General features: G+C 62.4%; 23 protein-coding genes. 14 read left to right on the top strand and 9 right to left on the bottom strand.

Translation table 11 applies throughout. The features are described from left to right. Positions 1-396: 396 nt before the first annotated feature. The 6 genes from V6M61_RS09200 to V6M61_RS09175 all read left to right on the top strand — a co-directional run bounded on the left by V6M61_RS09200 (position 397) and on the right by V6M61_RS09175 (position 4,533). The gene (locus tag V6M61_RS09200) at positions 397-846 is read left to right on the top strand and encodes a DUF2721 domain-containing protein (RefSeq protein WP_332776266.1); all 450 of its coding nucleotides are present in this window, start codon (positions 397-399) and stop codon (positions 844-846) included. Between the two features lie 78 nt (positions 847-924). Further along, positions 925-1,710 carry an alpha/beta fold hydrolase gene (locus tag V6M61_RS09195; RefSeq protein ID WP_332776265.1) on the top strand — a complete coding sequence of 262 codons (786 nt, stop codon included), beginning with the start codon at positions 925-927 and terminating at the stop codon, positions 1,708-1,710. A 117-nt stretch (positions 1,711-1,827) separates the two neighbouring features. Beyond that, entirely contained in the window at positions 1,828-2,466 is a 639-nt protein-coding gene (locus V6M61_RS09190; RefSeq protein WP_332776264.1) for an FHA domain-containing protein, read from the top strand. A 108-nt stretch (positions 2,467-2,574) separates the two neighbouring features. Beyond that, the gene (locus V6M61_RS09185) at positions 2,575-2,937 is read left to right on the top strand and encodes a translation initiation factor Sui1 (protein ID WP_332776263.1); all 363 of its coding nucleotides are present in this window, start codon (positions 2,575-2,577) and stop codon (positions 2,935-2,937) included. Between the two features lies 1 nt (position 2,938). Continuing rightward, positions 2,939-3,151: a DUF3820 family protein gene (locus tag V6M61_RS09180; protein ID WP_332776262.1), complete on the top strand. Its 213-nt coding sequence runs from the start codon at positions 2,939-2,941 to the stop codon at positions 3,149-3,151. A gap of 92 nt (positions 3,152-3,243) precedes the next feature. Then, positions 3,244-4,533: an MFS transporter gene (locus V6M61_RS09175; protein WP_332776261.1), complete on the top strand. Its 1,290-nt coding sequence runs from the start codon at positions 3,244-3,246 to the stop codon at positions 4,531-4,533. Between the two features lie 9 nt (positions 4,534-4,542). Here the strand turns inward: V6M61_RS09175 and V6M61_RS09170 are convergent, their stop codons facing one another. Beyond that, positions 4,543-5,433: a dienelactone hydrolase family protein gene (locus tag V6M61_RS09170; RefSeq protein ID WP_332776260.1), complete on the bottom strand. Its 891-nt coding sequence runs from the start codon at positions 5,431-5,433 to the stop codon at positions 4,543-4,545. 220 nt (positions 5,434-5,653) lie between these two features. Here V6M61_RS09170 and V6M61_RS09165 point away from each other — a divergent pair, with 220 nt between their 5' ends. Then, entirely contained in the window at positions 5,654-6,439 is a 786-nt protein-coding gene (locus V6M61_RS09165) for a DUF2726 domain-containing protein (RefSeq protein WP_332776259.1), read from the top strand. Positions 6,440-6,567: 128 nt separating this feature from the next. On the opposite strand, the gene V6M61_RS09160 is transcribed toward V6M61_RS09165, so the two are convergent. After that, on the bottom strand, positions 6,568-6,897 hold the full coding sequence (locus V6M61_RS09160) for a cupin domain-containing protein (protein WP_332776258.1): 330 nt from the start codon (positions 6,895-6,897) through the stop codon (positions 6,568-6,570). Between the two features lie 321 nt (positions 6,898-7,218). Here V6M61_RS09160 and V6M61_RS09155 point away from each other — a divergent pair, with 321 nt between their 5' ends. Continuing rightward, entirely contained in the window at positions 7,219-8,811 is a 1,593-nt protein-coding gene (locus tag V6M61_RS09155; RefSeq protein WP_332776257.1) for an alkaline phosphatase D family protein, read from the top strand. Between the two features lie 29 nt (positions 8,812-8,840). Here V6M61_RS09155 and serB read toward each other — a convergent pair whose 3' ends face one another. The 4 genes from serB to mfd are packed head-to-tail and all read right to left on the bottom strand — an operon-like array spanning position 8,841 to position 13,959. Further along, positions 8,841-9,554 (bottom strand): phosphoserine phosphatase SerB, encoded by a 714-nt coding sequence (gene serB / locus V6M61_RS09150; protein WP_332776256.1) that lies wholly within the window; start codon positions 9,552-9,554, stop codon positions 8,841-8,843. Positions 9,555-9,611: 57 nt separating this feature from the next. Further along, positions 9,612-10,055 carry a PIN domain-containing protein gene (locus V6M61_RS09145; protein ID WP_332776255.1) on the bottom strand — a complete coding sequence of 148 codons (444 nt, stop codon included), beginning with the start codon at positions 10,053-10,055 and terminating at the stop codon, positions 9,612-9,614. Next, positions 10,052-10,360 (bottom strand): antitoxin, encoded by a 309-nt coding sequence (locus V6M61_RS09140; protein ID WP_332776254.1) that lies wholly within the window; start codon positions 10,358-10,360, stop codon positions 10,052-10,054. Before V6M61_RS09140 ends, V6M61_RS09145 begins: the two co-directional genes overlap by 4 nt. Positions 10,361-10,398: 38 nt before the next feature. Then, positions 10,399-13,959 carry a transcription-repair coupling factor gene (gene mfd / locus V6M61_RS09135; protein WP_332776253.1) on the bottom strand — a complete coding sequence of 1,187 codons (3,561 nt, stop codon included), beginning with the start codon at positions 13,957-13,959 and terminating at the stop codon, positions 10,399-10,401. A gap of 150 nt (positions 13,960-14,109) precedes the next feature. On the opposite strand from mfd, the gene ispD reads away from it, so the two are divergent. Together ispD and ispF are read left to right on the top strand one after the other, a co-directional pair. Further along, positions 14,110-14,889 carry a 2-C-methyl-D-erythritol 4-phosphate cytidylyltransferase gene (ispD, locus tag V6M61_RS09130; RefSeq protein WP_332776252.1) on the top strand — a complete coding sequence of 260 codons (780 nt, stop codon included), beginning with the start codon at positions 14,110-14,112 and terminating at the stop codon, positions 14,887-14,889. A 45-nt stretch (positions 14,890-14,934) separates the two neighbouring features. Then, positions 14,935-15,426 carry a 2-C-methyl-D-erythritol 2,4-cyclodiphosphate synthase gene (gene ispF / locus V6M61_RS09125; protein WP_332776251.1) on the top strand — a complete coding sequence of 164 codons (492 nt, stop codon included), beginning with the start codon at positions 14,935-14,937 and terminating at the stop codon, positions 15,424-15,426. Positions 15,427-15,674: 248 nt separating this feature from the next. Here ispF and V6M61_RS09120 read toward each other — a convergent pair whose 3' ends face one another. Continuing rightward, on the bottom strand, positions 15,675-17,051 hold the full coding sequence (locus V6M61_RS09120; protein ID WP_332776250.1) for a sensor histidine kinase: 1,377 nt from the start codon (positions 17,049-17,051) through the stop codon (positions 15,675-15,677). Positions 17,052-17,360: 309 nt separating this feature from the next. Next, entirely contained in the window at positions 17,361-18,098 is a 738-nt protein-coding gene (gene ompR, locus V6M61_RS09115; protein WP_332776269.1) for an osmolarity response regulator transcription factor OmpR, read from the bottom strand. A gap of 517 nt (positions 18,099-18,615) precedes the next feature. Here ompR and V6M61_RS09110 point away from each other — a divergent pair. From V6M61_RS09110 to V6M61_RS09100, 3 genes are read left to right on the top strand one after another with little or no spacing between them, the layout of a single operon-like run. Beyond that, the gene (locus V6M61_RS09110) at positions 18,616-20,256 is read left to right on the top strand and encodes a DUF1800 domain-containing protein (RefSeq protein WP_332776249.1); all 1,641 of its coding nucleotides are present in this window, start codon (positions 18,616-18,618) and stop codon (positions 20,254-20,256) included. A gap of 26 nt (positions 20,257-20,282) precedes the next feature. Then, entirely contained in the window at positions 20,283-21,479 is a 1,197-nt protein-coding gene (locus V6M61_RS09105) for a DUF1501 domain-containing protein (RefSeq protein ID WP_332776248.1), read from the top strand. Positions 21,480-21,489: 10 nt separating this feature from the next. Continuing rightward, a complete protein-coding gene (locus V6M61_RS09100) occupies positions 21,490-22,200 on the top strand; it encodes an SIMPL domain-containing protein (RefSeq protein WP_332776247.1) in 711 nt (236 codons plus the stop codon). An 84-nt stretch (positions 22,201-22,284) separates the two neighbouring features. On the opposite strand, the gene V6M61_RS09095 is transcribed toward V6M61_RS09100, so the two are convergent. Continuing rightward, positions 22,285-22,728 carry a multidrug/biocide efflux PACE transporter gene (locus V6M61_RS09095; RefSeq protein ID WP_332776246.1) on the bottom strand — a complete coding sequence of 148 codons (444 nt, stop codon included), beginning with the start codon at positions 22,726-22,728 and terminating at the stop codon, positions 22,285-22,287. Positions 22,729-22,852: 124 nt separating this feature from the next. On the opposite strand from V6M61_RS09095, the gene V6M61_RS09090 reads away from it, so the two are divergent. Further along, on the top strand, positions 22,853-23,737 hold the full coding sequence (locus V6M61_RS09090) for a LysR family transcriptional regulator (protein ID WP_332776245.1): 885 nt from the start codon (positions 22,853-22,855) through the stop codon (positions 23,735-23,737). The last annotated feature ends 23 nt before the right edge of the window (positions 23,738-23,760 follow it).

Here is a 23,760-nt window from a genome sequence, read left to right as displayed (position 1 = left end):
CCATCGGGCGCAACTCGGCGTTGCCTACCTTGCCCGCACATGAGTGCGGGCGGCGGCAGGCGCCTTGATTTGCGCCCGATGGAACCCCTTCGCACCTCCAATATTAGTGTGAACAGGCCCTAGGCGATGTGGATATCCGAGATTTGGGTGGGCATGGCGTCTTTCGTGATTCGCAACTGTTCTTCAGCCCTTCACTTTATAGCCCACTGCATTAATCAATCCCTGTTTTTATAATCTCGTGTAACAAAATAGGCTTCAAGCCTTTGCAAATAGGGCGTAAATAGCTATCAAATACATAGCAAATTTGATTCGCATGGCACCACAAAACTCATCGTAGACGGGGCCGAGCTTGTCATCGCGCAATAATCGCTTTCATCTTATTGTCGGAGTCATGCCATGAGTCTTCCTGTTGATGCCAGCGTCGTTACCCACGGCATTCAACTGGCCGTTGCGCCGGTGTTCCTGTTGACGGCGGTATCGGGAATGATAGGCGCCATCGCCGGCCGTCTGGCTCGCATCATTGACCGCGCGCGCCTGGTGGAAGACCGGGCCCGGACGTCGACCGACGAGGAGTTCCTGCAGCGTGCCTACACAGAGCTGGCCGAGCTGCGGCTTCGGGGCCGGCTGGCCAATGGCTGTATTGCGCTGCTGACCTTCTGCGCCTTCCTGATCGGGCTGACGATCATCCTGCTGTTTCTGGGTGAGACCACGGCGTTCCAGATCAACCGCTTTGCCATCGGCAGTTTTCTCTCGGGCGTGGTCTGCTTTCTGCTGGCGCTGCTGTGCTTTCTGACGGAGACGGTGATCGCCACGCGCCTGCTCAACTTTCACATGCTGCGCGGCTGAGATCCATGGAGAAATGAACCTGCAGCCCTTGCGAATAGTACGCAAGCAGCTATCAAATACATAGCGGATAGGATTCCCATGGCGCCACAGCAACTCATCGTAGACGGGGTCGAGGTTTTCATCGAAGGGGAGGGACCGCAGACCGTGGTGATGATCCACGGCTGGCCCGACACCCACCGCCTGTGGGACGCGCAGGTGGCGTGGCTCAAGGGACGGTACCGCTGCGTGCGTTTCACGCTGCCGGGGTTTGACACGGCCCAGCCTGCACGGCTTGCTTCGCTGGTGCAGATGGTGGATTTGTTCAAGGCGATTGTGGACCGCGTGAGCCCGGGCCAGCCGGTCACGCTGCTGCTGCACGACTGGGGCGCGATGTTTGGCTATGAGTTCGCGGCGCAGCACCCCGACCGGGTGGCGCGCATCATCGGCGTGGACATTGGCGACACCAACTCCGGCGCGTACCTCAAGTCGTTGACGCCCAAGGCCAAGCTGATGATTGCTGCGTACCAGGTCTGGCTGGCCATGGCGTGGAAGCTGGGCGGCCGCCTGGGGGACCGGATGACGCGCTTCATGGTCCGCACGCTGCGCTGCCGAACCGACCCGGCGCTGATCGGGTGGCAGATGAACTATCCCTACTACCTGCAGTGGACGGGCGGATACCGTGCCGCGGCCCGGTTCGTGCCGCAGTGCCCCATGCTGTACGTTTATGGCAGGCGCAAGCCTTTCCTGTTTCATTCGCCCCAGTGGGTGCAGCAGCTTGCCACGCTGCCCGGCTGCGCGGTGCGCGAGTTCAAAACCGGCCATTGGGTGATGGTGGAGCAGCCCGAGGCGTTCAACCAGTGCATGGGCGACTGGCTGGCGGGCTGACAGGGCGGGCTCGGCTGGCCTTGTGCCCCTTGTCCACTTGCAGCGGGACGGCTACCATGAGTTGCCGCCACCGCACCGGGCGTGTCTGGCGGTCTGCATCTTCCAACAGGGGGCACCATGCCGCAGCTCATCGCATCCGTCGAAGGCGTCGAGATCAAGCACGTTTACCTGCAAAATGACCGGACGACGCTGGGCCGCAAGCCGCATAACGACATCGTGTTTGACAACATGGTGGTGAGCGGCGAGCACTGCGTGTTTGAGCTCGAGGGCATCGCGGATGTGTACATTGAAGATCTTGGCAGCACCAACGGCACCTACATCAACGGCAACATGATCAAGTCCAGGCGGCTGCTTCAAGACCGGGACATCATCGCCATCGGCAATTTCAGGGTTCAGTTCCTCGCGGGATCAGAGCGTGAGCAGCCCAGCGCCCACGAAGCGACTACCACCATGTCGCTGGATGAACTCGGCTTTCCAGGCACCAGCGGCGTACTGCAGGCCAGTCTTAAAGTGTTGTCTGGCTCCGCAGTCGGGCTGGAGGTCCCGGTGGTCAAGGCGGTGACGACTTTCGGCCAGCCGGGCGTTTCTGTCGTTTCCATCTCGCACCGGCGCGACGGCTACTATGTGGCGCATATGGGAGGCGAGACGTCGCCCACACTTAATGGCATGCCCATTGGGCCGGAGGCGATTCCCTTGGCCCATCACGATGTGTTGAACCTGGCGGGAACCGAGATGGAGTTTTTGCTGAAAAACTGATAAGCAGTACTAGTGCAGCGCTGCACTGGTTTGTTGTGTAATCGCTGGGGCCGCTGATGATTTCCGAGCTCCATCAAGCATGTACATAGCGGCTACCAATGAAACTTTATGAGAAGCAATAAAACGAATAGCGGCCTCGTCTATTCCACCGAAGCCGGCAGAATGTGCCCCGAATGCCGCAAGCCGGTTGCCGACTGCATTTGCAGGCAGGCCAAAGCCATGGCGCCATCAGATGGTGTGGTGCGGGTTTTAAGGGAAACCAAAGGCCGCGCTGGAAAAGGCGTGACGCTGATCAAGGGGCTGGCGCTGGATGCGCTGTCACTGGCGCAGCTGGGCAAGCAGCTCAAAACCGCATGCGGCTCCGGTGGCACGGTGAAAGACGGCGTGATCGAAGTGCAGGGCGATCATTGTGAGCGGGTGATGCAAGTGCTGAAGACGCAGGGCTATGTCGTCAAGCGGGTCGGGGGATAGTTTGAACCCCGAAGACTTGCAGCTGTTGGTGACCCGCGAAATGCCTTTCGGCAAGTACAAGGGCCGCCTGATTGCCGACTTGCCCGGCAACTACCTCAACTGGTTTGCCCGCGAGGGGTTTCCGTCCGGTGAAATCGGCCGGCTGCTGGCGCTGATGCAGGAGATAGACCACAACGGCCTGTCGTCGCTGCTGGACCCGCTGCGAAAGCGGTAACGATTCCGGTCGCTTGTGCCATGGTTGGCGGGATGACTCCTGCGACCGTGCGCAGAAAGACAGCGGCGGGTATATCGGTTCCAATACCGGTCATGACAGCACACGCCGAAACCCGACAGGACGCAGAATCTTCTTACGCTTGGACACGTCTGTTCGTGTCGCTGCTGCTCATGACCATTGGGGGCTCGGGCATGTACTCGGTCACGGTCGTGCTGCCGCGTATTCAGGCTGACTTTGGGGTGGCGCGTGCCGATGCCTCGCTGCCCTATACGCTCACCATGCTCGGCTTTGGGCTGGGCGGCATTCTCATGGGGCGGCTGTCTGATCGCTTTGGCGTGATGGTGCCGGTCATGCTGGGTTCGGTCGGTCTGGGTCTGGGTTTTATTGCCGCGGGCTCTGCGGGCAGCCTTTGGCAGTTCAGCCTGGCGCAGGGCGTGCTGATGGGCCTGCTGGGCACATCGGCTACCTTTGCACCGCTGGTAGCCGACACCTCGCAATGGTTCACGCGCCGCCGCGGCATGGCGGTGGCTATCTGCATGAGTGGCAACTACCTGGCAGGCGCCCTTTGGCCGCCCATCATGCAGCACTTTATTGACAGTGCGGGCTGGCGCCCTACTTATATTGGCATGGGCGTGTTCTGCCTGCTGTCCATGCTGCCGCTGGCCCTGGTGTTGCGCCAGCGCGCACCAATCCTGGCGAAGCCGGCGGCATCTGACGTGGCGCCCGTTGCTGCCCTGGTGAAAACTGCGCCGGCAGTAGTCTCAGGCAGGGCTGCCGAGCGGCCTTTGGGCATGTCGCCCGCTGCGCTGCAGATTTTGCTGTGCATTGCCGGAGTGGCTTGCTGCACGGCGATGTCCATGCCGCAGGTGCACATCGTGGCTTATTGTGGTGATCTGGGTTTTGGCGCAGCGCGGGGCGCCGAGATGCTGGCGCTGATGCTGGGCCTGGGCGTTGTCAGCCGGCTCGCCTCGGGCTGGATATCTGACCGCATTGGCGGGCTGCGCACGCTGCTGCTGGGCTCCCTTCTTCAGGGCGTGGCGCTGCTGCTGTTTTTGCCGTTCAATGGCCTGGTGTCGCTCTATGTGGTGTCGGGGATGTTTGGCCTGTTTCAGGGCGGCATCGTGCCCTCGTATGCCCTGATTGTGCGTGAGTACTTCACACCCAGGGAAGCCGGCGCGCGGGTGGGCACGGTGCTGATGGCCACGCTGTTTGGCATGGCGCTGGGGGGCTGGATGTCCGGGGCGATTTTTGACCTGACGGGCTCTTACCGCGCGGCGTTCGTGAACGGCATTGCGTGGAACCTGCTCAACGTGGGCATCGTCGCATTTTTGATTTACCGCTCACGGGGTAGCCGTGGGCTGGGCCGGCCTGCTGTGGCCTGAGCCCAACAACTACCCCCTCAGGTTTTTGTTGAAGAACTCCAGCGTCCGCTCCCAGGCCAGTTTGGCCGCCGCCGCATCAAAACGCGGCGTGGTGTCGTTGTTGAAGCCGTGTTGCGTGCCCGCGTACTGGTGCGCCGTGTAGCGCACCGAGGCTGCTTTCAGCGCGGCCTCGTAAGTGGGCCAGGCCGCGTTGATGCGTTCATCGACCGCAGCAAAGTGAATGAGCAGCGGGGCCTTGATCTGGGCCGCGGCTTCGGCCTTGGGCTGGTTGCCGTAGAAGGGCACCGCTGCGCCCAGGTCGTCCAGGCGGGTTGACAGCGTGTGCGCAATGCCGCCGCCGTAGCAAAAGCCCACCACGCCGTATTTGCCGGTGCAGTCCGGGCGGCTTTTGAGCAGCTTGGCTGCCGCCACAAAGTCTTCAATGGTTTTGGACTGGTCAAGTTTGGGGAAGAGTTCGCGCGCCTTGTCTTCGTCACCGGGATAGCCACCCAGCGGGGTGAGTGCATCGGGCGCAAAGGCCACGAAGTTGTCCAGCGCCAGCCGGCGCGCGATGTCCTCAATGTGCGGGTTGAGCCCCCGGTTCTCATGAATGACGAGCACGCCCGGCAGGCGGCCGGTGGCGTTGGCCGGCTTGGCCAGATAGCCTTTCATCGTTCCGTAGCCATTTGGCGAGGCGTACTCCAGCACCTCCGTCTTGAGCCGTTTGTCGTCTTTGGGCACCTGCTGCGCCTGGGCAAACTTGGGGCTGAGCGCGGTCAGCAGCATGCCCGCGGTCATGCCGCCGACGGCGAACTTCTGGGCGCGCTCCAGAAAACCGCGGCGATCTATCGTGCCGTGTACATAGGCGTCAAACAGAATGAGCAGTTCCTGGTCAAAATCGTGGGCCGTTCTGCGCTCCATGGGGGCTCCTTCAAAAAAATCCAGCATACCGGCGGAAACCGGCCTAGTTTGGAGGCGAAGGGTAAAGGTAAGGTAAAGGGCCATGTGCGTTGCCAAAATTGACAAAGTTGTCATTTCGTGACTCACTGTCACAGGTTTTTCTGACAGAAAATGCTACCAAGCCGTGTGCGCTTGGGCATGGCCAGTAAACCGTACAAGTGATTGCATAAAGAGGGGTATCTTGAATTTATCAACATGGCTGATGATCGGGCTGGGCGTTGTGGTGGGGCTGCTGCTGGGCGGCTTGCTTCATGCGGGGTGGGTGCGGCGCAAGGAAGAGGCCAGGCGCCGCCTGCCGGCCAAATGGCCGCTGAACCCGCGCGGCCTGGTGAGCACCGAGGAGCAGGAGGTCTGGGAGTGGCTGCGCGAGGCGTTTCACGACCACTTCATCATGGTCAAGACCCCGGTCTTGCGTTTCACCGTTCCGCGCTCCAAAGACAAGAGTGAGCAGTGGCAGGAGTTGCTCAACGGTGTGTACGCCACCTTTACCGTGTGCACTCCTCACGGCAAGGTGGTGGGCTGTGTGGATGTGCCGGGCAAACGCGGCTTCAGCAAGGCCAGCCGCGAACTGAAAGAAAGGCTTTTGTCGGACTGCGACATTGCCTACACCGTGGTTTACAGCAGCCATCTGCCCGCGGCCCATGCCATGCGGGCTGCCTTCCTGGGTGAAGTGGAGGTCATGACCAAAGCAGAGGAAGAAGAAATATTGCAGACCCGGGGCGGCGACAGCAGCTTCCATGCGGATCTCACGGCCTTCACGCGCCAAAAAGTACAGGCAACCAAAGAAGCCGCCCTGAAAGAAATCAAGGACAGCGAAGACACCGAACGCCCGAAGGCAAGCCGCGCTGCGGGCTTCAACCCCGACGGCACAGCGGCGCCCAAGTCCACCAGCAAACCCGACCGGTTTGCCACGCAGTGGGAAGACTCTTTTACCCAGCCTGACAGCCGGCCCGCCGCGCTGGATTGAAGACCCAGGCTTGAGGGCCTGTTCAGCCAGTGTGCGCGTTTTTGAAGAAAAACAAGGCTCAAGCCCTTTTAATTCGAGCGTTTCAAGCTATTAAAAGGGTAGCAAAAAATATTCGCAAACGCTTGGGCTTACTGGTGCAAAAGCACGGTCACCAACAGCGATGCGTTGCTTTTGGCTTGCAAGCCATGCGGCTCGGCTGCCGGCAGCAGCAGCAGCTCTCCGGCGCTCAGGGTGCAAGCGCGTGCGGATGTGGTGACCAGCACTTCACCTTCCAGGCATTGAATCGTGATTTCACCCGTCACGTGGTGCACGGGCACGCTGTCTCCGGCAGTCAGGGCCATGCGCATCAGCTGCAGTTTGCCGGTTTTGATCAGGCTGTGGGTTTTTGTTTCGGGGAGCTGCGCGCCCAGCGGGCGAACATTGATGACATCAAGCGGCAAAGCGTGGGTAAGAGCCATGGTGTTGTCCTCCGTCCGGTGACTCTACCGCATGCGCGGCCTAGTGTGGTGTTGCACGCTATCCGGCACATAAAACCGCGTCTTTTTGTCCATGGCGGCGTTGCAAATCCGCGCAATAGTGGAACTATTGCTGTGGTTTGCGCCTTGCCCTGAACAAAAATCCATCGGTTTTATTAGTGCCGTCAAGCATGCAATACCACACTAGTTTGCCAGCTCTGTGCGCAAGAAGGCTGGGAGCCAGCGCCATGCGGCATGGATAATGGCCCGAAACGAAAACGCCCAGCTCATGATCTTTTCAGCGTACTCGCCGGGGAGAACTCCGTGAACACCTCTTTGTTGACCGACCGCCGCCAGCTGCTGCAGTGGGCTGCTGCCAGCGCCGCCGGCTTGTGGCTGCCACGCAACGCATGGGCCCAGCCGCGCCTGGATGCCAATCCCTTCCGGTTGGGGGTTGCCAGCGGCTCCCCCACCCATGACTCGGTGGTGTTATGGACGCGGCTGGTTTTTGGGAAGGACCAGGCTTCAGGTCTGCAGCAGGGGCCCGTCACCGTGCGCTGGGAGGTGGCGCATGACGAGAAATTTTTCCACCTGGTCCAAACCGGCCAATCCCAGGCGCAGGCCGGGCTCGCGCATTCCGTGCATGTGGAGGTGCAGGGGCTGGAGGCGGATCGCTGGTACTTTTACCGCTTTGCCACAGGCGATGCCGTAAGCAGCACCGGCCGCACGCGCACCTTCCCGGCGCCCGATGCCGCGGTGGCACGACTGCGGCTGGCCTATGCGTCGTGCCAGCGCTGGGAGCACGGCTACTACAGCGCCTACCGGCACATGCGCGATGAAAACCTCGACCTCGTGCTGTTCTTGGGGGACTACATCTATGAATACCCCAATGCCGGCAACGCGGTCCGTGTGCCGACGGGCGGCTGGGTGCTGACGCTGGACGACTACCGTCAGCGTTATGCCCTGCACAAGGGGGACGCTGACCTGCAGGCCATGCATGCGGCCTGCCCCTGGCTGCTCACCTGGGACGATCACGAGGTGCAAAACGATTACGCGGGCTTGACAGAAGGCGACAACGGCCCGGCGGTGGCAAGCTTTGCGGCCAGGCGTGCTGCGGCCTACCAGGCCTTTTATGAACACATGCCGGTTCGCGCGTCGGTGCTCACCCGCGCTGTGGCGGGTTTGGCAAGCGGCTCCGAGATGCGCATCCACAACCGTCTGCACTATGGGCGGCTGGCATCGCTGTACATGCTGGATGCACGGCAGTACAAGGATGCGCAGGTCTGCACCCCACAAGGCAAGGGGCGATCGGGCACGCTGAAACCGGCCACCTGCCTGTCATGGAACGACCCGGCACGCAGCATGCTGGGCCTGCCGCAGGAGCGCTGGCTCGATGCCGAGCTGGGCAGGGCTGGCAGCAGGCAAACCGGCTGGAACGTGCTGGGCCAGACCTCGCTGTTCGGGCAGCGCGATCTTCATCCGGGGCCGGGACAGCGCCTATGGAATGACGGCTGGGACGGCTACGCGGCAGCGCGGACGCGCCTGCTGGATGCCTTGCGCAAAAACGCCGCCAGCAACCCGGTGCTGCTGGGGGGCGACGTGCATGAGAACTGGGTGGGCCATGTCAAGGCGGACTATGCCGATGCCGCCAGTCCTGCCATCGGGGTGGAGTTTTGCGGCACCAGCATCACCTCGCGCTCGGCCGGCAACGCCAAAATTCCCGAGTACCTGGCCGAGAATCCGCACTTTGTGTTTGCCGATTCGGAGCGCCGGGGCTATGGCGTGGTGGAGTTCACGCCCCGGCAACTGACGACCACCTTGCGTGTCGTGAGTGACGTCACCCGTCAGGACAGCAGCATTGAAACCCTGGCGCAGTTTTCTGTACAGGCCGGGCGTCCGGTAATTGAAAAGGCCTGATCCGGGGTACTGATGAACAGGGGCATGCTTTAAGCGATTATTTCCAGCAAGCGGTCCAGCCCACCATCATTGATGGCCACCATGGCCTGCTCGCGCACCCTGGGCTTGGCGTGGTAGGCCACCGAGAGGCCGGCCGCGGCCATCATGGGCAGGTCGTTGGCGCCGTCGCCCATGGCAATGGCTTGCTTCGGGTCGATGCCGAGCTGGCCGCAGGTCTCCAGCAACATCTTGCGTTTTTCCGCGCCGTCGCAGATGTCTCCCCAGGGCTGGTCCACCATGCGGCCCGTGAGCAGGCCGTTCTCGGTTTCAAGCACGTTGGAGCGGGTGTAGTCAATGCCCAACTCGTCACGAATGCGGTCGGTAAAAAACGTAAAGCCGCCACTGACCAGCAGCACCTTCAGGCCGGCTGCCTTGCAGGCCTGCACCAGTTCCGCCGCACCGGGGTTGAGTTTGAGGCGCAGGCGATAGACCTCGTCCATGCTGGCCACAGTCACGCCCTTGAGCAGGGCCACGCGCTGGCGCAGGCTGTCTTTGTAGTCGGTGATTTCGCCGCGCATCGCGGCTTCGGTGATCGCCGCAACCTCGGCCTTGCGGCCGGCTGCATCGGCGATTTCGTCCACGCATTCGATGTTGATGAGCGTGGAATCCATGTCGAAGGCGATCAGCTTGAAGTCGCTGAGCTTTAAAGATGAAGGCATTGCCACGTTGACGACGAGGCCGGGGGAGATTTCTGTGGGAGTCATGGGGTGGGTACTATTATTTTGATAGCTGGTAGCGCAATAAACGAATGGGCTGCAAGCCTATTTGGCTGTATTTTCTGGTTCCAGCCAGTTTTCAACCCGCAGCCCTGGTACACGACGGAATTCGGCATCGGCGCTGACCAGGGTGGCATCCAGGGCCAACGCATGGGCGGCAATCAGTGCGTCGTTGGGGCCGATAGGCTGGCCAAGGGCTTCCAATTGGGTGCGCAGACGGGCGTAGTGCTCGGCGACGTCGCTGGTGATTGGCAGCACCTCAACCGTGGCCATGACGCCCTGGTAAGCCACCTCCAGGCGAGCGTTCTTGCGCCGTGCAAGGCCGTACTCCAGCTCGCACTGAACCACCGCACTGGTGTACAACGGTCGGCTCGCGCTTGATGGGTCGGCTGCCATGGCACGCCTTGCCGCTGGGCCTTGCAGGTCGCGCATCATGTCGGAGATGATGTTGGTGTCGAGCAGGAGTGGCGTCAGGATTGAGCCGGTCATAAATTGATGTCATCCAGGGGCAACATGCCTTCATCGACGTCGGGAAACGGTTCAAGCACCGGCTCCAGATGTTGCATGGCCTCCAGCGCCGCAACCAGCGCAGCCAGCGTGCCTTTGGCGGGTTTGACTGTGACGGCTTCAATAATGAGCCGGTCGCCTTCGCGGTGCATGATCGCCTCTTTACCGGGCAATTCGAACTCTTTGGGAATACGCACGGCCTGGTTGGCCCCGTTGCGAAACAGGCGCACATGACGCGCTGGGGCCTCCACTGGGTATTCAGCAGTTTTTTCAGCGACGTGATGCATGATCTTCTCCCATGAGTGCGGATAGGCTTTAGTTTAGCCTATGCCTCGGCATATGTCACGGGTTTGGGTTGCCCCAGACTGCGCAGCACATCGCGCACCAACTGCGCGCGGTCCTTGGGGTTTTCCAGCTCGCGCTCAATGCGCAGCTTGTCATTGCCGGCCAGCTTGATGTGCCGGTTTTTCTGGATCAGCTGCATGATGGCCATCGAATCGATGGGCGGGTCTTTCTTGAAGGTGATGTTGATCATGCCCGGCGCCGCATCGACCTTGAGCACGCCGTAAGGCTTGGCAATCACGCGCAGGCGGTGCACGTCGACCAGCGTTTGTGCCTGCGCGGGCAGCTTGCCGAAGCGGTCGACGATTTCTTCCAGCAGCGCATCGATCTGATCGGTGTTCTTGGCTGTGGCCAGTTTTTTGTAAAAACTCAGGCGCAGGTGCACATCGCCGCAGTAGTCGGACGGCAGCAGGGCCGGGGCATGCAGGTTGATCTCGGTGGTGACCGACAGCGGCGCCAGCAGGTCAGGCTCCTTGCCGGCTTTGAGGCTGCGCACGGCCTCCGAGAGCATTTCGTTGTAGAGCTGAAACCCCACTTCGAGCATGTTGCCGGACTGGTTTTCGCCCAACACCTCGCCCGTGCCGCGAATCTCCAGGTCATGCATGGCGAGGTAAAAGCCCGAACCAAGCTCTTCCATCTGCTGGATGGCTTCGAGCCGCTGGCTGGCCTGTTTGGTCAGGCCCTCGATGTCGGGCACCATCAAGTAGGCATAGGCCTGGTGGTGCGAGCGTCCGACCCGGCCGCGCAGCTGGTGCAGCTGGGCCAGGCCAAACTTGTCGGCACGGCTCATCACAATGGTGTTGGCCGTCGGCACGTCAATGCCGGTTTCAATGATGGTGGAGCACAGCAACAGGTTGTAGCGCTGCGCCACGAAGTCTTTCATCACCCGCTCCAGCTCGCGCTCGGGCATCTGACCATGGGCCACGGTAATGCGCGCCTCGGGCAGGATTTCCTCGAGCTTCTGGCGGCGGTTCTCGATGGTGTCCACCTCGTTGTGCAGGAAGTACACCTGGCCGCCACGCTTGAGTTCGCGCAGCACGGCCTCACGGATGACGCCGTTGTTTTCACTGCGCACAAAGGTCTTGATGGCCAGGCGCCGCTGCGGCGCGGTGGCAATCACGCTGAGGTCGCGCAGGCCTTCCAGCGCCATGCCCAGCGTGCGCGGAATCGGCGTGGCCGTCAGCGTGAGCACGTCCACCTCGGCGCGCATGGCCTTCATGGTTTCCTTGTGACGCACGCCAAAGCGATGCTCTTCATCGATGATGAGCAGGCCCAGGCGCTGGAACTTCACGTCCTGGCTCAGCAGCTTGTGCGTGCCCACCACAATGTCCACGCTGCCATCGGCCAGGCCCTTGATGGCGGTGGTGATTTCCCTGGTCGAGCGGAAGCGGCTCATCTCGGCCACTTTCACCGGCCATTTGGCAAAGCGGTCGACCAGCGTCTGGTAGTGCTGCTCGGCCAGCAGCGTGGTGGGCGCCAGCAAGGCGACCTGTTTGCCACCGGTAATCGCGATGAAGGCGGCGCGCAGGGCGACTTCGGTTTTGCCAAAGCCCACGTCGCCGCAGACCAGCCGGTCCATGGGGCGCGGGCTGATCATGTCCTGAATCACGGCATGAATGGCGGCGCGCTGGTCGGCGGTTTCCTCAAAGCCGAAATCGTTGGCGAAAGCTTCGTAGTCGTGGGGTGAATAGCGGAAAGCATGGCCCTCGCGTGCCGCGCGGCGGGCATAGATGTTGAGCAGCTCGGCGGCCGAATCGCGCACCTGCTCGGCGGCCTTGCGCTTGGCCTTTTCCCACTGGCCGCTGCCCAGCCGGTGCAGTGGCGCTTCTTCGGCGCTGACGCCGGTGTAGCGGCTGATCAGATGCAACTGGCTGACGGGCACATACAGCGTGGCCTTGTCGGCGTATTCAAGGTGCAAAAATTCCTGAAGCGCGGGCGTGCCGTCGGGGTTTTTTTCCTGGCCCAGGTCCATATTGATCAGGCCCCTGTAGCGGCCAATGCCGTGGGCGCTATGGACCACGGGGTCACCGACATTGAGCTCCGAGAGATCCTTGATCAGCGCTTCGACATCGCTGACCTGTTCCTGTTTTTTGTTGCGCCGGCGCGTGACGGCACCGGCGGCAAACAGCTCGGTTTCGGTGACGAAGTCGATGCCGGCTTCGAGCCAGCTAAAGCCCACATCCAGGGCCGCTGTGGCAATGCCCAGTTTTTCGTCGCTGACCTGGAAGTCTTCGAGCGAGTCAAACGCGGGCGGGCTGACATTGCTGGCGTGCAGAAAGTCGAGCAGGCTTTCGCGCCGGCCCTCGCTTTCGGCCAGCACCAGCACGCGGTGTGGCGTGTTGTGGATGTGCGCCTTGAGCCGGGCCAAAGGGTCTTCGGCGCCACGAACGGCGGCCATTGGCGGTAGTGAGTTGAATTCGACGTACGGGGAGCCCTCACCCCTGCCCTCTCCCAGGGGGAGAGGGAGTAAATTCCCCTTAATCCCCTCTCCCCCTGGGAGAGGGAGAGGGCTCCCCGCTTTCAACGCCAGCTGGGCGTAGTCGTTGGCGCGGGCGTAAAACTGTTCGGTGCCCAGAAACAGCGATTCTGGCGGCAGGGCAGGCCGGTCGGGCGCATTGCGAACCAGCCGGTAACGGTCTTTGGTGTCTTGCCAGAAGCGCTGGAAAGCCGGTTCCAGGTCGCCGTGCAACACGACAGTTGCATCGCTGCCCAGGTAGTCGAACACGGTGGCGGTGTCTTCAAAAAACAGCGGCAGGTAGTACTCGATGCCGGCGGTGGCCACACCGTTGCCCATGTCCTTGTAGATGCGGCTCTTGGTCGGATCGCCATCGAGCAGTTCGCGCCAGCGGTTGCGGAATTTGGCGCGCGCGTCGTCGTCCATGGGGAATTCACGGCCCGGCAGCAGGCGCACTTCGGGCACCGGGTACAGGCTGCGCTGGCTGTCGGGGTCGAAGGTGCGGATGCTGTCGATCTCGTCGTCAAACAGGTCGACGCGGTAAGGCACGGCCGAGCCCATGGGGAACAGGTCAATCAGGCCGCCGCGCACGGCGTATTCGCCGGGGCTCACCACCTGCGTCACGTGGCTGTACCCGGCCAGCGTGAGCTGGGCCTTGAGCCGCGCTTCGTCGAGCTTTTGCTTGACCTTGAAATGAAAGGTGTAGCCCGCCAGAAAACTGGGGGGCGCCAGCCGGTACAGCGCGGTGGTCGCGGGCACGATGACGAGGTCGGCGCCGGTTTCCTTGTCGCGCTGCGAGATCCGCCACAAGGTGGCCAGCCGCTCGCTGATCAGGTCCTGGTGCGGCGAGAAGGTGTCGTAGGGCAGGGTTTCCCAGTCGGGAAACAGCGCGCAGCGCAGATCGGGCGCAAAAAACGCAATCTCGTCGATCAGACGCTGGGCGGTGGCGGCGTCCGACGTGATGATGGCGGTGAGCCTGCCGGCGGATTTTTCCCGCAGGCCCAGGTGGGCGAGCAGCAGGGCGTCGGCAGAGCCCGCGGGCTGCGGCAGGGTGTAGCGCTTGCCGGGAACGAGTTTGGGTAAGTCCATCAATCAGCGATCGGTAAAGCAGTCAAAAATCAGCCGGCAAAATCAAGTGAAAGGCAAGAAGCAAAAGACAAGCACCCCAAACCGGGCGGAATGGGGTGTATGGGGTGCGTCAAGCAGCCAGACCCTGATTTTAGAATCTATGATGACCTCATGACGACAGACCGCGCCAAATCCCTGATTTCAGGGGATCTCCCCTCAAGCTCGCCCCGTTTTTTTGTCCTGATTCCCTGTGCGGGGCAGGGTAGCCGTGCGCAAACGCCCATGGCCAAGCAATACCAGACGCTGCTGGGCCAGCCCATGGTCAGGCACACGGTGCAAGCTTTCCGGGCGGTTAAAGACAGGCTGGCGGCGCTCTGGGTGGTGATTGCGCCGGCGGACGATGTTTTTCTGAACGTTTTCCCCGACTACAACGCAGAAGGCGAAATGCTGCTGGCGGGCGGCGGCAACACGCGTGCAGCGACCGTGCTCAATGGCTTGAAGGCCATGGTGAATCACCGGCCCGATGGCGCCGCATTGACCGACTGGGTGCTGGTGCACGATGCGGCGCGTTGCCTGATCACGCCTGCGCAAATTCTGGCCCTTATCGAAGCCTGCCAGCACGACGAAGTGGGGGGCCTGCTGGCGCAGAAACTGCCTGACACCCTGAAAAGCGAAGCGGGCGGCCGGGTGGCCGCCACCATTGACCGCAGCGACAAATGGCTGGCACAGACGCCGCAGATGTTTCGCATCGGTGCGCTGATCGCGGCGCTTGAACAAGCCGGCGATGGCGTCACCGATGAATCCAGCGCCATCGAGGCCATGGGGCTGTCACCCAAACTGGTGCCTGGCAGTGCGCAGAACTTCAAGGTGACTTACCCCGAGGACTTTGCCCTGGCGGAGGCCATTTTGCAGAGCCGGGCCGCCAGGAGTTTTGAGCGCTTTGCAAAATGAGCCCGCCAATCCTTCCCACGAAATCTTCCACGAAAGTTTTGCCTCATGACTTCAGCTAATCGGCCTCCATTTCGCATCGGTGAAGGCTGGGACACCCACGCACTGGTGCCGGGGCGCAAGCTCATCATCGGTGGCGTGGAGGTAGCGCACACCGTCGGCTTGCTGGGCCACTCCGACGCCGATGTGCTGCTGCATGCCATCATCGATGCGCTGCTTGGCGCTGCGGGCCTGGGCGACATTGGCTCGCACTTTCCGGACACCGATGCGCGCTTCAAGGGCGCAGATTCCGTGGCCCTGCTGGCCGAGACCGGGCGTCTGCTGGCGCAGCGGGGCTTGCAGATTGGCAACATCGACAGCACGGTGATTGCGCAGGCGCCCAAGCTGGCACCGCATATCGCAGCCATGCGCCAGCGCATTGCAAACACGCTGGGTCTGGACGCGGACCGCGTGAACGTCAAGGCCAAGACCGCCGAAAAGCTGGGCCCGGTGGGGCAGGGGCTGAGCATCGAGGCGCGCGCCGTGGCGCTATTGTTTTAGGAGCATCTTGCGCCCATTTAATAAGGACTGGAGGCCGATTTGACTACATATTTTGAATAAAACGCCTTGCCGTGCGTGCAATTTTCCGCCGGGCCGCCCCTAGGAAAATTAGCCCCCTCGGGGGGGCAGAGAGCTCGCGCGTTGTGAGCGAACGTGGGGGCCAGCGAACGCCGCGAAGGGCCGCCCCGAGCAAGTTCAGCCCCCTCGGGGGGCAGCGCAGTACACGCAGTGACAAGTGTGGGGGCTTTTCAGCTTCGACGCAGCTTGATATGGGCGGCCAGCCCGCCCGAGGCGGTGTTGGCCAGCGCAAAAATGCCGCCCATGCGCAAAATCGTTTTTTCAACAATGGCCAGGCCCAGTCCGGCGCCCGTGGCGGCGGTGCGCGCGGCATCGCCCCTGAAAAACGGGCGTGTCAGCTTGCTCAGGGTCTCTGGCGCCACCCCCATGCCGTGGTCGCGCACCTTGATCAACACCCATTGGTCGCGGCTTTTGGCCGCAATATCGACCAGGGCAATACCGGTCTCCGGCGTCTTGCCATAACGGCGTGCGTTTTCAAGCAGGTTGGCAATCACGCGCGACAGCTCCACCTCGTCGGCCAGTACCGCCATGCTGTCCGGGATGTTGACGGTCACGCGCATGTCCTCGTAATCCGAGACCGAGTACACAGCGGCATCGATCACCGCGTTGAGTGACACGGACTCAAGCTGCGCCGGATCCGGCCGTGCGTAATCCAGAAACTTGTCGATGATGGCGTCGAGCTGGGTGATGTCGGCCGCCATGTGGGCCCGGGCGTCTTCGTCGGCCACGCTCATTTCGGTTTCCAGCCGCAGGCGCGCCAGAGGCGTGCGCAAGTCGTGCGAGATGCCGGCCAGCATGATGACCCGGTCCTGCTCGATCTTGGACAGTTGCTCGGCCATGCGGTTAAAGCCGATGTTGACTTCGCGGATCTCGCTGGTGGCGACTTTCTCGTCGAGCAGGCTGGCGTCAAAATCGCCGTCACGCATGCGGCTGGCCGCAAACGACAGCTGCTTGAGCGGCTGGTTGATCAGCCGGGCAATAAAGGCCGCGCCCGCCAGCGACAGGGCGGCGGCGATGCTCAGCCAGATGAGCCAAGTGCTGCTTTTGGACGGGCCCACGCGTGAGGCGTCGGTCAGCAGCCAGTAGGCATCGTTTTCAATCTTGAATCCAATCCACAGGCCTTCCCTGCCGTTGACGGATTTGGCCACCACGGTGCCGCTGCCCATGCGCTTGTTGAGCTCCTCGCTGATGCGCCCGCTCAGCGGGTCGGTATCGAAATCCACATAGGTGTCGCCGGGCTCGCGCGGCGTGATGCGCACCCCTTCCTGGTCTGCCAGCGTCTTGATCAGCGAGACGCGCGCAATCGCGTCGGAGTAGCGCAACCCGGCACGGCTCAGGTTGACCAGCGAGGCGAGTTGCTGGGCGCTCTGGATGGCGCGGGGCTCGGACTCCAGCGCGCGAAAGGTCTGCAGCCAGGCCACGATGGAGCCGAACAGCAGCAGGGACAGAAAGAAAAACGTGCGCCAGAACAGGCTGAAGCCCCGGCGTGGCCGCATATCCAGCGGGGCCGGGGTGGTTTCCAGGTTGGCGGGGTTGGTGGCTTCCATGCGCAAGTGTGTAAACCGGAGTTAGGTGACTGATTTTGACGCGTGGCGATCGCTAGTGTGGTGTTGCATGCTTGATGGCACAAATAAAAATGATGGACTTTTGGTCAGGGCAAGGCGCAAACCACAGCGATACCCGTAGGTATCGCGCGGATTTGCAACGCCGCCATGGCCGAAAAGACGCATTTTTTTATGTGCCAGATAGCGTGCAACACCGCACTAGGGGAAGCCGACATGCAGCCCGGCCTGCCAGCCGTGCATGGCGCAAAGCTGCAAACCCGGGTTCTCAACGGATCAGGGAGCGTAGGGCCGTTAATTCGTTCCGTCCGGCACAAAGACATAGCCAATGCCCCAGACCGTCTGGATGTAGCGGGGCACCGCGGCGTCCACCTCGATGAGCTTGCGCAGGCGCGACACCTGCACATCCAGGCTGCGGTCAAACGGCTCGAACTCGCGGCCGCGCGCCAGCTGGGCCAGTTTTTCGCGCGACAGTGGCTGGCGCGGATGCCGCACCAAGGTCTTGAGCATGGCAAATTCACCGGTGGTCAGCGGGAGCTCTTCGCCGTTCTTGTGCAGGGTGCGCAGGCCCAGGTCAAAGGAAAACGGACCGAAGGTGATCAATTCCTGGTCGCTGGACGGCGCACCGGGCACCTCGACCGTGGGGCGGCGGCGCAGCACGGCATGGACGCGGGCCAGCAGCTCGCGCGGATTGAAAGGCTTGGCCAGGTAGTCGTCGGCGCCGACCTCCAGACCGACAATGCGGTCAACGTCTTCCCCCTTGGCCGTGAGCATGATGATGGGGGTGCGGTCGTTGGCGGCGCGCAGGCGCCGGCAAATGGACAGCCCGTCTTCCCCGGGCATCATCAGGTCCAGCACGATCAGGTCGACGGCGTCGCGCAGCATGATGCGGTTCAGCGCCTTGCTGTCTTCCGCCAGAATGACTTCGAAACCCTCTTGGGCAAGGTAGCGGCGAAGCAGGTCGCGAATGCGGGCATCGTCGTCAAGAATCAGGATTTTGTCGGCGCGGCCAGTAGGTGTAGCTTGGGTCATAGTCATCACGTAATTTGTAACAAGCACATTTTGAGGGCTGAAAAGGTGACAAACCGGCTATTGGAGTTACTTTGACACACTGTTACAAAAGTTGCGGCAATATGCAAGCCGTACATGAGGGTAATGTGAACCCCGCTTAGGCTCAAGACGTTGTTAGAGCCTGTTTACGATTTATTTGGGGTCGCGCAGGTGTCTTTTCGGGATGGAATGCAAGACGCAGTGCGCCGCCAATAGCCCGGCTATTGGCAAGCAGTGCAACGCCGCAGACCGCCCGAAAAGGCACCTGCCCTTCGGGTTGGGGCGACGCAAACGCGGACGCGTTTGCATCCCCATTGGGGCAGCCGCACGACGCACAGCCGACCGGCTGTGCGGTCGGGCGATTTGACAGCCAAATCCCTTGCATGGGCATGAGCCCATGCGGCGCGATGTTGGCAGCCAACTCATCCCGATTGCGTCCCAACGCGACCCCAAATAAATCGTAAACAGGCTCTTAAGAACAAAAAGGCGGTGCAAGCTCATGAAAACCATCAAAATCATTGCTTGTTGTGTGCTGCTGGCCGGGGCCACCGGCCTGCAGGCGGCGGTGGGCGGGGTGCCGGCCCAGCTGTCGGCGCTGCAGGCGCGGCACTTGCTGGTGCGCACCGGTTTTGCACCGGATCAGGCCGAGGTCGACGCGCTGACCGGCCAGGACACGCGGCAGGCGGTGTCTGAGCTGATCCGCAAAGCGCAGGCGGCGAAGCCGCTGTACTCGGTGCCGGCCTTTGCCTTGCAGCCGCCACCCATTCCCTACAGGCTGCTCAAAAGCAAGGACGAGCAGCAGGCCATGCGCCAGCAGCAGCAGCGCGAGGGGCTGGAGCTCAAGACCTGGTGGGTGCGCGAGATGATAGAGACGCCCACGCCGCTGGCCGAGCGCATGACGCTGTTCTGGCACAACCACTTTGCCACCTCCCAGCAAAAGGTGATCAGCTCGCAGGCCATGTGGCGCCAGCACCAGCTGCTGCGCGCCAACGCACTGGGCAACTTTCGCGTCTTGCTGCACGCGGTGGCCAAAGACCCGGCCATGCTGGTGTACCTGGACGGCGCCAACAGCCGCAAGGAAGCCCCCAATGAAAACTTCGCCCGCGAGGTGATGGAGCTGTTCACCCTGGGCGAAGCCAGCCAGGGCGGCGGCTACACCGAGCAGGACATCCGCGAGTCGGCCCGGGCCTTTACCGGCTGGAGTGTGGAGCGCGAAGATTTCAGTTTCAGGTTCCGGCCGGCCTTTCATGACACGGGCAGCAAAACCGTGCTGGGGCGCAGCGGCAACTTTGACGGCGATGCCGTGCTGGACCTGATGCTCGATCAGCCGGCGGCCGCCCGCTTCATCGTCAGCAAGCTCTGGAAGGAGCTGGTCTCGCCCGTGCCCGATGCGGCGCAGGTCGAGCGCATCGCGCAGCGTTTCCGCCAAAGCGGCTACGACATCAGCACCGCCGTGCGCGAACTGCTGCTTGGCGATGCGTTCTGGGCCGAGAGCAACCGCGGCAGCCTGATCAAATCGCCGGTGGACCTGGTGGTGGGCACGGTGCGGCAGTTCGACTTCAGCTACACCGATGTGATGCCCTTTGCGCTCAAGGCGGCGCAACTGGGCCAGAACCTGCTGGTGCCGCCCAATGTGAAAGGCTGGCCGGGCCAGAACGACTGGATCAACGCCACCACCTTGCTGGAGCGCAAGCGCTTTACCGAGCAGCTGTTTAGGGCGGTGGAACTCAAGAACGAGTCGAAGATGGCGCCACTGGCCATGGGCCCGGGCGGACGCAGGATTGAAGCGCCCGCCCCGGATGCCATGCGGCCCGCACAGCCAATCCAGCAGCTGCAGGCCGAGCTGGGCGCCGGCAAGGCCGACGGGGCAGGGCGCGGCAGCAACCGGCAGGCGCTGCGCCTGCTGGGCCGTGACGGCATCATGCGCGTGGCCGAGGGCATGGCCCGCATCACCTTTGATCCGGACCGCTGGCTGGCGCAGTACGGCGGCTACACCGACCGGGAGCCTTCGGACGAGCTCAAAAGCCGTTTGACCCAGACCTTGCTGGCGGTGCCACCCACGCAAACCATAGCCGTCGGCACGGTGGGAGTGGCGTATCTGCGCACCCTCACGCTTGATCCGGCCTACCAGCTCAAATAAGCCAATAAGCAGATAGGTCAACCATCATGCAACGACGCGATTTCATCCACCTGTTTGCAAGCACCACGGGCGCTGCCCTGCTGTCAGCCCACGCCCCGGGCTGGGCGCAAGCCGCCGGCCAGCGTGCCGCTGCGGCGGCCGACCGCATCCTGGTGCTGGTCGAGCTCAAAGGCGGCAACGACGGCTTGAACACCGTGGTGCCCTATACCGACCCCAGCTACTACCAACTGCGCAACACGATTGGCATCAAGCGTGACGAGGTGATCAGAATTGATTCGCAGGCCGGCTTGCACCCGGAGCTCAAGGCGCTGCTGCCGCTCTGGGAAAAAAGCGAGCTGGCGATTGTGCAGGGCGTGGGCTACCCGCAGCCCAATCTGTCGCACTTTCGTTCGATCGAGATCTGGGAAACTGCGTCCAGGTCCGACGAGTACCTGGAAGAGGGCTGGGCCACGCGCGGCATGAGGGCCGGTTACGCCGCCCGGGCGGGCTTCACCGCCGAAGGCGTTCTGATTGGCGGCAATGACTTTGGCCCGCTGCTGGGCGCCCGTGCCGTGGCCCTGAACAACCCCGAGGCCTTTGTGAACCAGTCGCGCTTTGCGCAGGACATGAGCAGCGCCGTGGCGGTGCGCAACCCGGCGCTGCAGCATTTGCTGCGGGTGGAAAGCGACATCAGCCAGGCGGCCCAGGGCTTGCGCGGTGAGCCCTACAACTTCAGCACCGAGTTCCCGGCGGGCGCTTTTGGCAACGGCGTCAAGGCCGCCGCGCAGGTGGTGGCGTCCCAGAAGGGCAAGGGCGGCGTGCCGGTGATCACGCTCACGCTGGGCAGCTTTGACACGCACCAGAACCAGCCGGGCACCCACGCCAACCTGCTCAGGCAACTGGCGGAAGGCCTGGCCGCCTTGAAAAGCGCGCTGACCGAGCTGGGCGCCTGGGACCGCACCCTGGTCATGACCTTCTCAGAGTTTGGCCGCCGCGCACGCCAGAACAACTCCAACGGCACGGACCATGGGACGGTGGCGCCTCATTTTGTGGCCGGCGGTGCGGTGCGCGGCGGGCTGTATGGCCAGGCGCCCGACCTGACGCGACTGGACAGCACGCAAAACGCCGGCTACAGCACCGATTTCCGCCAGATCTACGCCACGGTGGCAAAAGACTGGTGGGGTGTGAACCCTGACGCCGTGGTGCGCGGGCGCTTCGAACCCCTCAAATTTCTTAAAACCTGAAAGGTCAAACTTGAAAAATACTACAAAAATAATAGCTGCCTGCGCAGTGTTTGCGGGGGCAACCGGGGTTTTTGCCCAGACCATGCAGCGCGAACCGCTGCAAAACGTGGCCCAGCTGTCGGCCAGCGGCTCGGTGGAAGTGCAGCAGGACCTGCTGTCAATCACCATGAACACCACGCGTGACGGCAGCGATGCCAACACAGTGCAGACCCAGCTCAAGCAGGCGCTGGACACGGCGCTGGCAGAGGCCAAAAAAGCCGCGCTGCCCGGCCAGCTGGACGTGCGGACCGGCAACTTCAGCCTTTACCCGCGCTATGGCAAAGACGGCAAGATCAACGGCTGGCAGGGCTCGACCGAGCTGGTGCTCGAAGGCAAGGATTTTGCACGCATCACCAGCACGGCCGGCAAGATTCAGACCCTGACGCTGGGCCATGTGGGTTTTGCCCTGAGCCGCGAGCAGCGCGCCAAGGTCGAAGGCGAGGCGCAAGCCCAGGCCATCGAGCGCTTCAAGGCCAAGGCGTCGGAGATCGCCAAAAACTTCGGCTTTGGCAGCTACACGCTGCGCGAAGTGGCCGTCAACGCCAATGACCAGGGCCATACGCCCCGTCCCCGCATGATGGCCATGCAGGCCAAGGCCGAGATGTCGGACGCTCCGATTTCCGTGGAAGCGGGCAAAAGCACGGTGCTGGTCAATGTCAGCGGTTCGGTGCAGATGAAGTGACGTGAAGACAGAAGGGCCAAAGGGGCACGCGGCGCTGATCAAGGGCCATGCACCGCCGCCCCGGGACGGGTTTTCAGGCCGCCTTCAGGCTGCAGACAAGCGGTTTTTGCGGGCGATCACCACCGCGCGCAAGTGGTCGTAGGTCCAATTGAAGACGAAGGTATAGGGCAGAAAAAACAGCGCGATGCCGATGTCCAGCACAAAGGCTTCCCACAGGCCAATGCCCAGCCACCAGGCGGCCAGCGGCACCACGGCCATGATCAGGCCCAGTTCAAACAGCAGCGAATGAACCGCCCGGACTTTCAGGTTGCGCTTGAAGCCCCAGCGCTGTTGCGCCCGGTCAAACAGGGCGTTGAAGGCCATGTTCCAGCTCATGGCAATCAGTGAAATCATCAAGGTCAGCAAGCCCATGTGCACCAGCGGATAACCCAGCAGCCAGGCGCCCAGCGGGGCGCACAAGGCAATGGCCAGCACCTCGAACACGAGGGCGTGGAAGAAACGTTCCTTGACGGATTTTTGAAGGCTCATGAATGGACTACTCGTTGAAATACAGCTGGGGCCCGGATGGGTCCGATAAAAGCGCCATGGTTGTAATTTTCATCGTTATTGTGGATACTTAAAAACCAGTAATCATCTAAAAAATAGATATATCGTGCGCCACTCCCCGGAATCCCTGCTCGCCTTTGCGGAAGCCGCCACGCTGGGCTCGTTCTCGGCGGCGGCCCGCAAGCTGGGCAAAAGCCAGTCCAGCGTCAGCACGGCGATTGCCAATCTGGAGCTTGACCTGGGGCTGAGCCTGTTTGACCGCAGCAGCCGCAAGCCCACGCTGACCGGGCATGGGCGCGTGATGCTGGGCAAGGTGCAGGAAATCCTGGCCGCCAGCGACCGGCTGGACCGCTCGGCCAGCCAGCTCGGTAGCGGCCTGGAGGCCAGGCTAAGCGTGGTCTGGTCAGACACCTACCAGTCCGACCACTTTGAAGACATGCTCAAGGCCTTTGAGCAGCGCTTTCCCGACCTGCAGTTCGAATGCCTGATTGCCGAACACGGCGATCTGGTGTCGCTGGTGCAAAGCGGCCGCGCGCAGATTGGCGTGGTGGCCGCGCAAAGCGCGTACCCGCCCGACATTGGCTCGGCCACGATTGCCGAGCAGTCCGAGATCACGCTGTTTGTCGCCAAAACCCATCCCCTGGCGGGCATGTGCGACATCACGCCCGAGGTGCTGGCGGACTTTCGGGCGCTGCGGCTGGGAACCTACCTTGAAGGGGTCGGGGAGGCTGGCGCCCCTGCATCGCGCCGCGCCTGGTCAGCGCCCAGCTACCTGATGCTGCTGGAAATGGCGGTGCTCGGCTTCGGCTGGGCCGCCATACCGCGCTGGATGGTCACACGCTTTGCCGTGGACACCCTGCACGAGCTCGATGCCCGGGGCTGGCCCCGCCGCGTGCCGGTCGATGCCGTATGGTCGCGCCAGCGGCCGCTGGGGCAGGCCGGCACCTGGCTGCTCGAAGAAATGCTGGCGCCGCACCGGCCTGGGCCTTGAGGTTTCAGCCATTTTGACCTGTA

This window comes from Polaromonas sp. (assembly GCF_036676035.1).
Taxonomy (GTDB): domain Bacteria; phylum Pseudomonadota; class Gammaproteobacteria; order Burkholderiales; family Burkholderiaceae_C; genus Polaromonas.
Note: the sequence above shows the minus strand (reverse complement) of the source record. Positions and strands in the feature narration are given on the sequence as shown.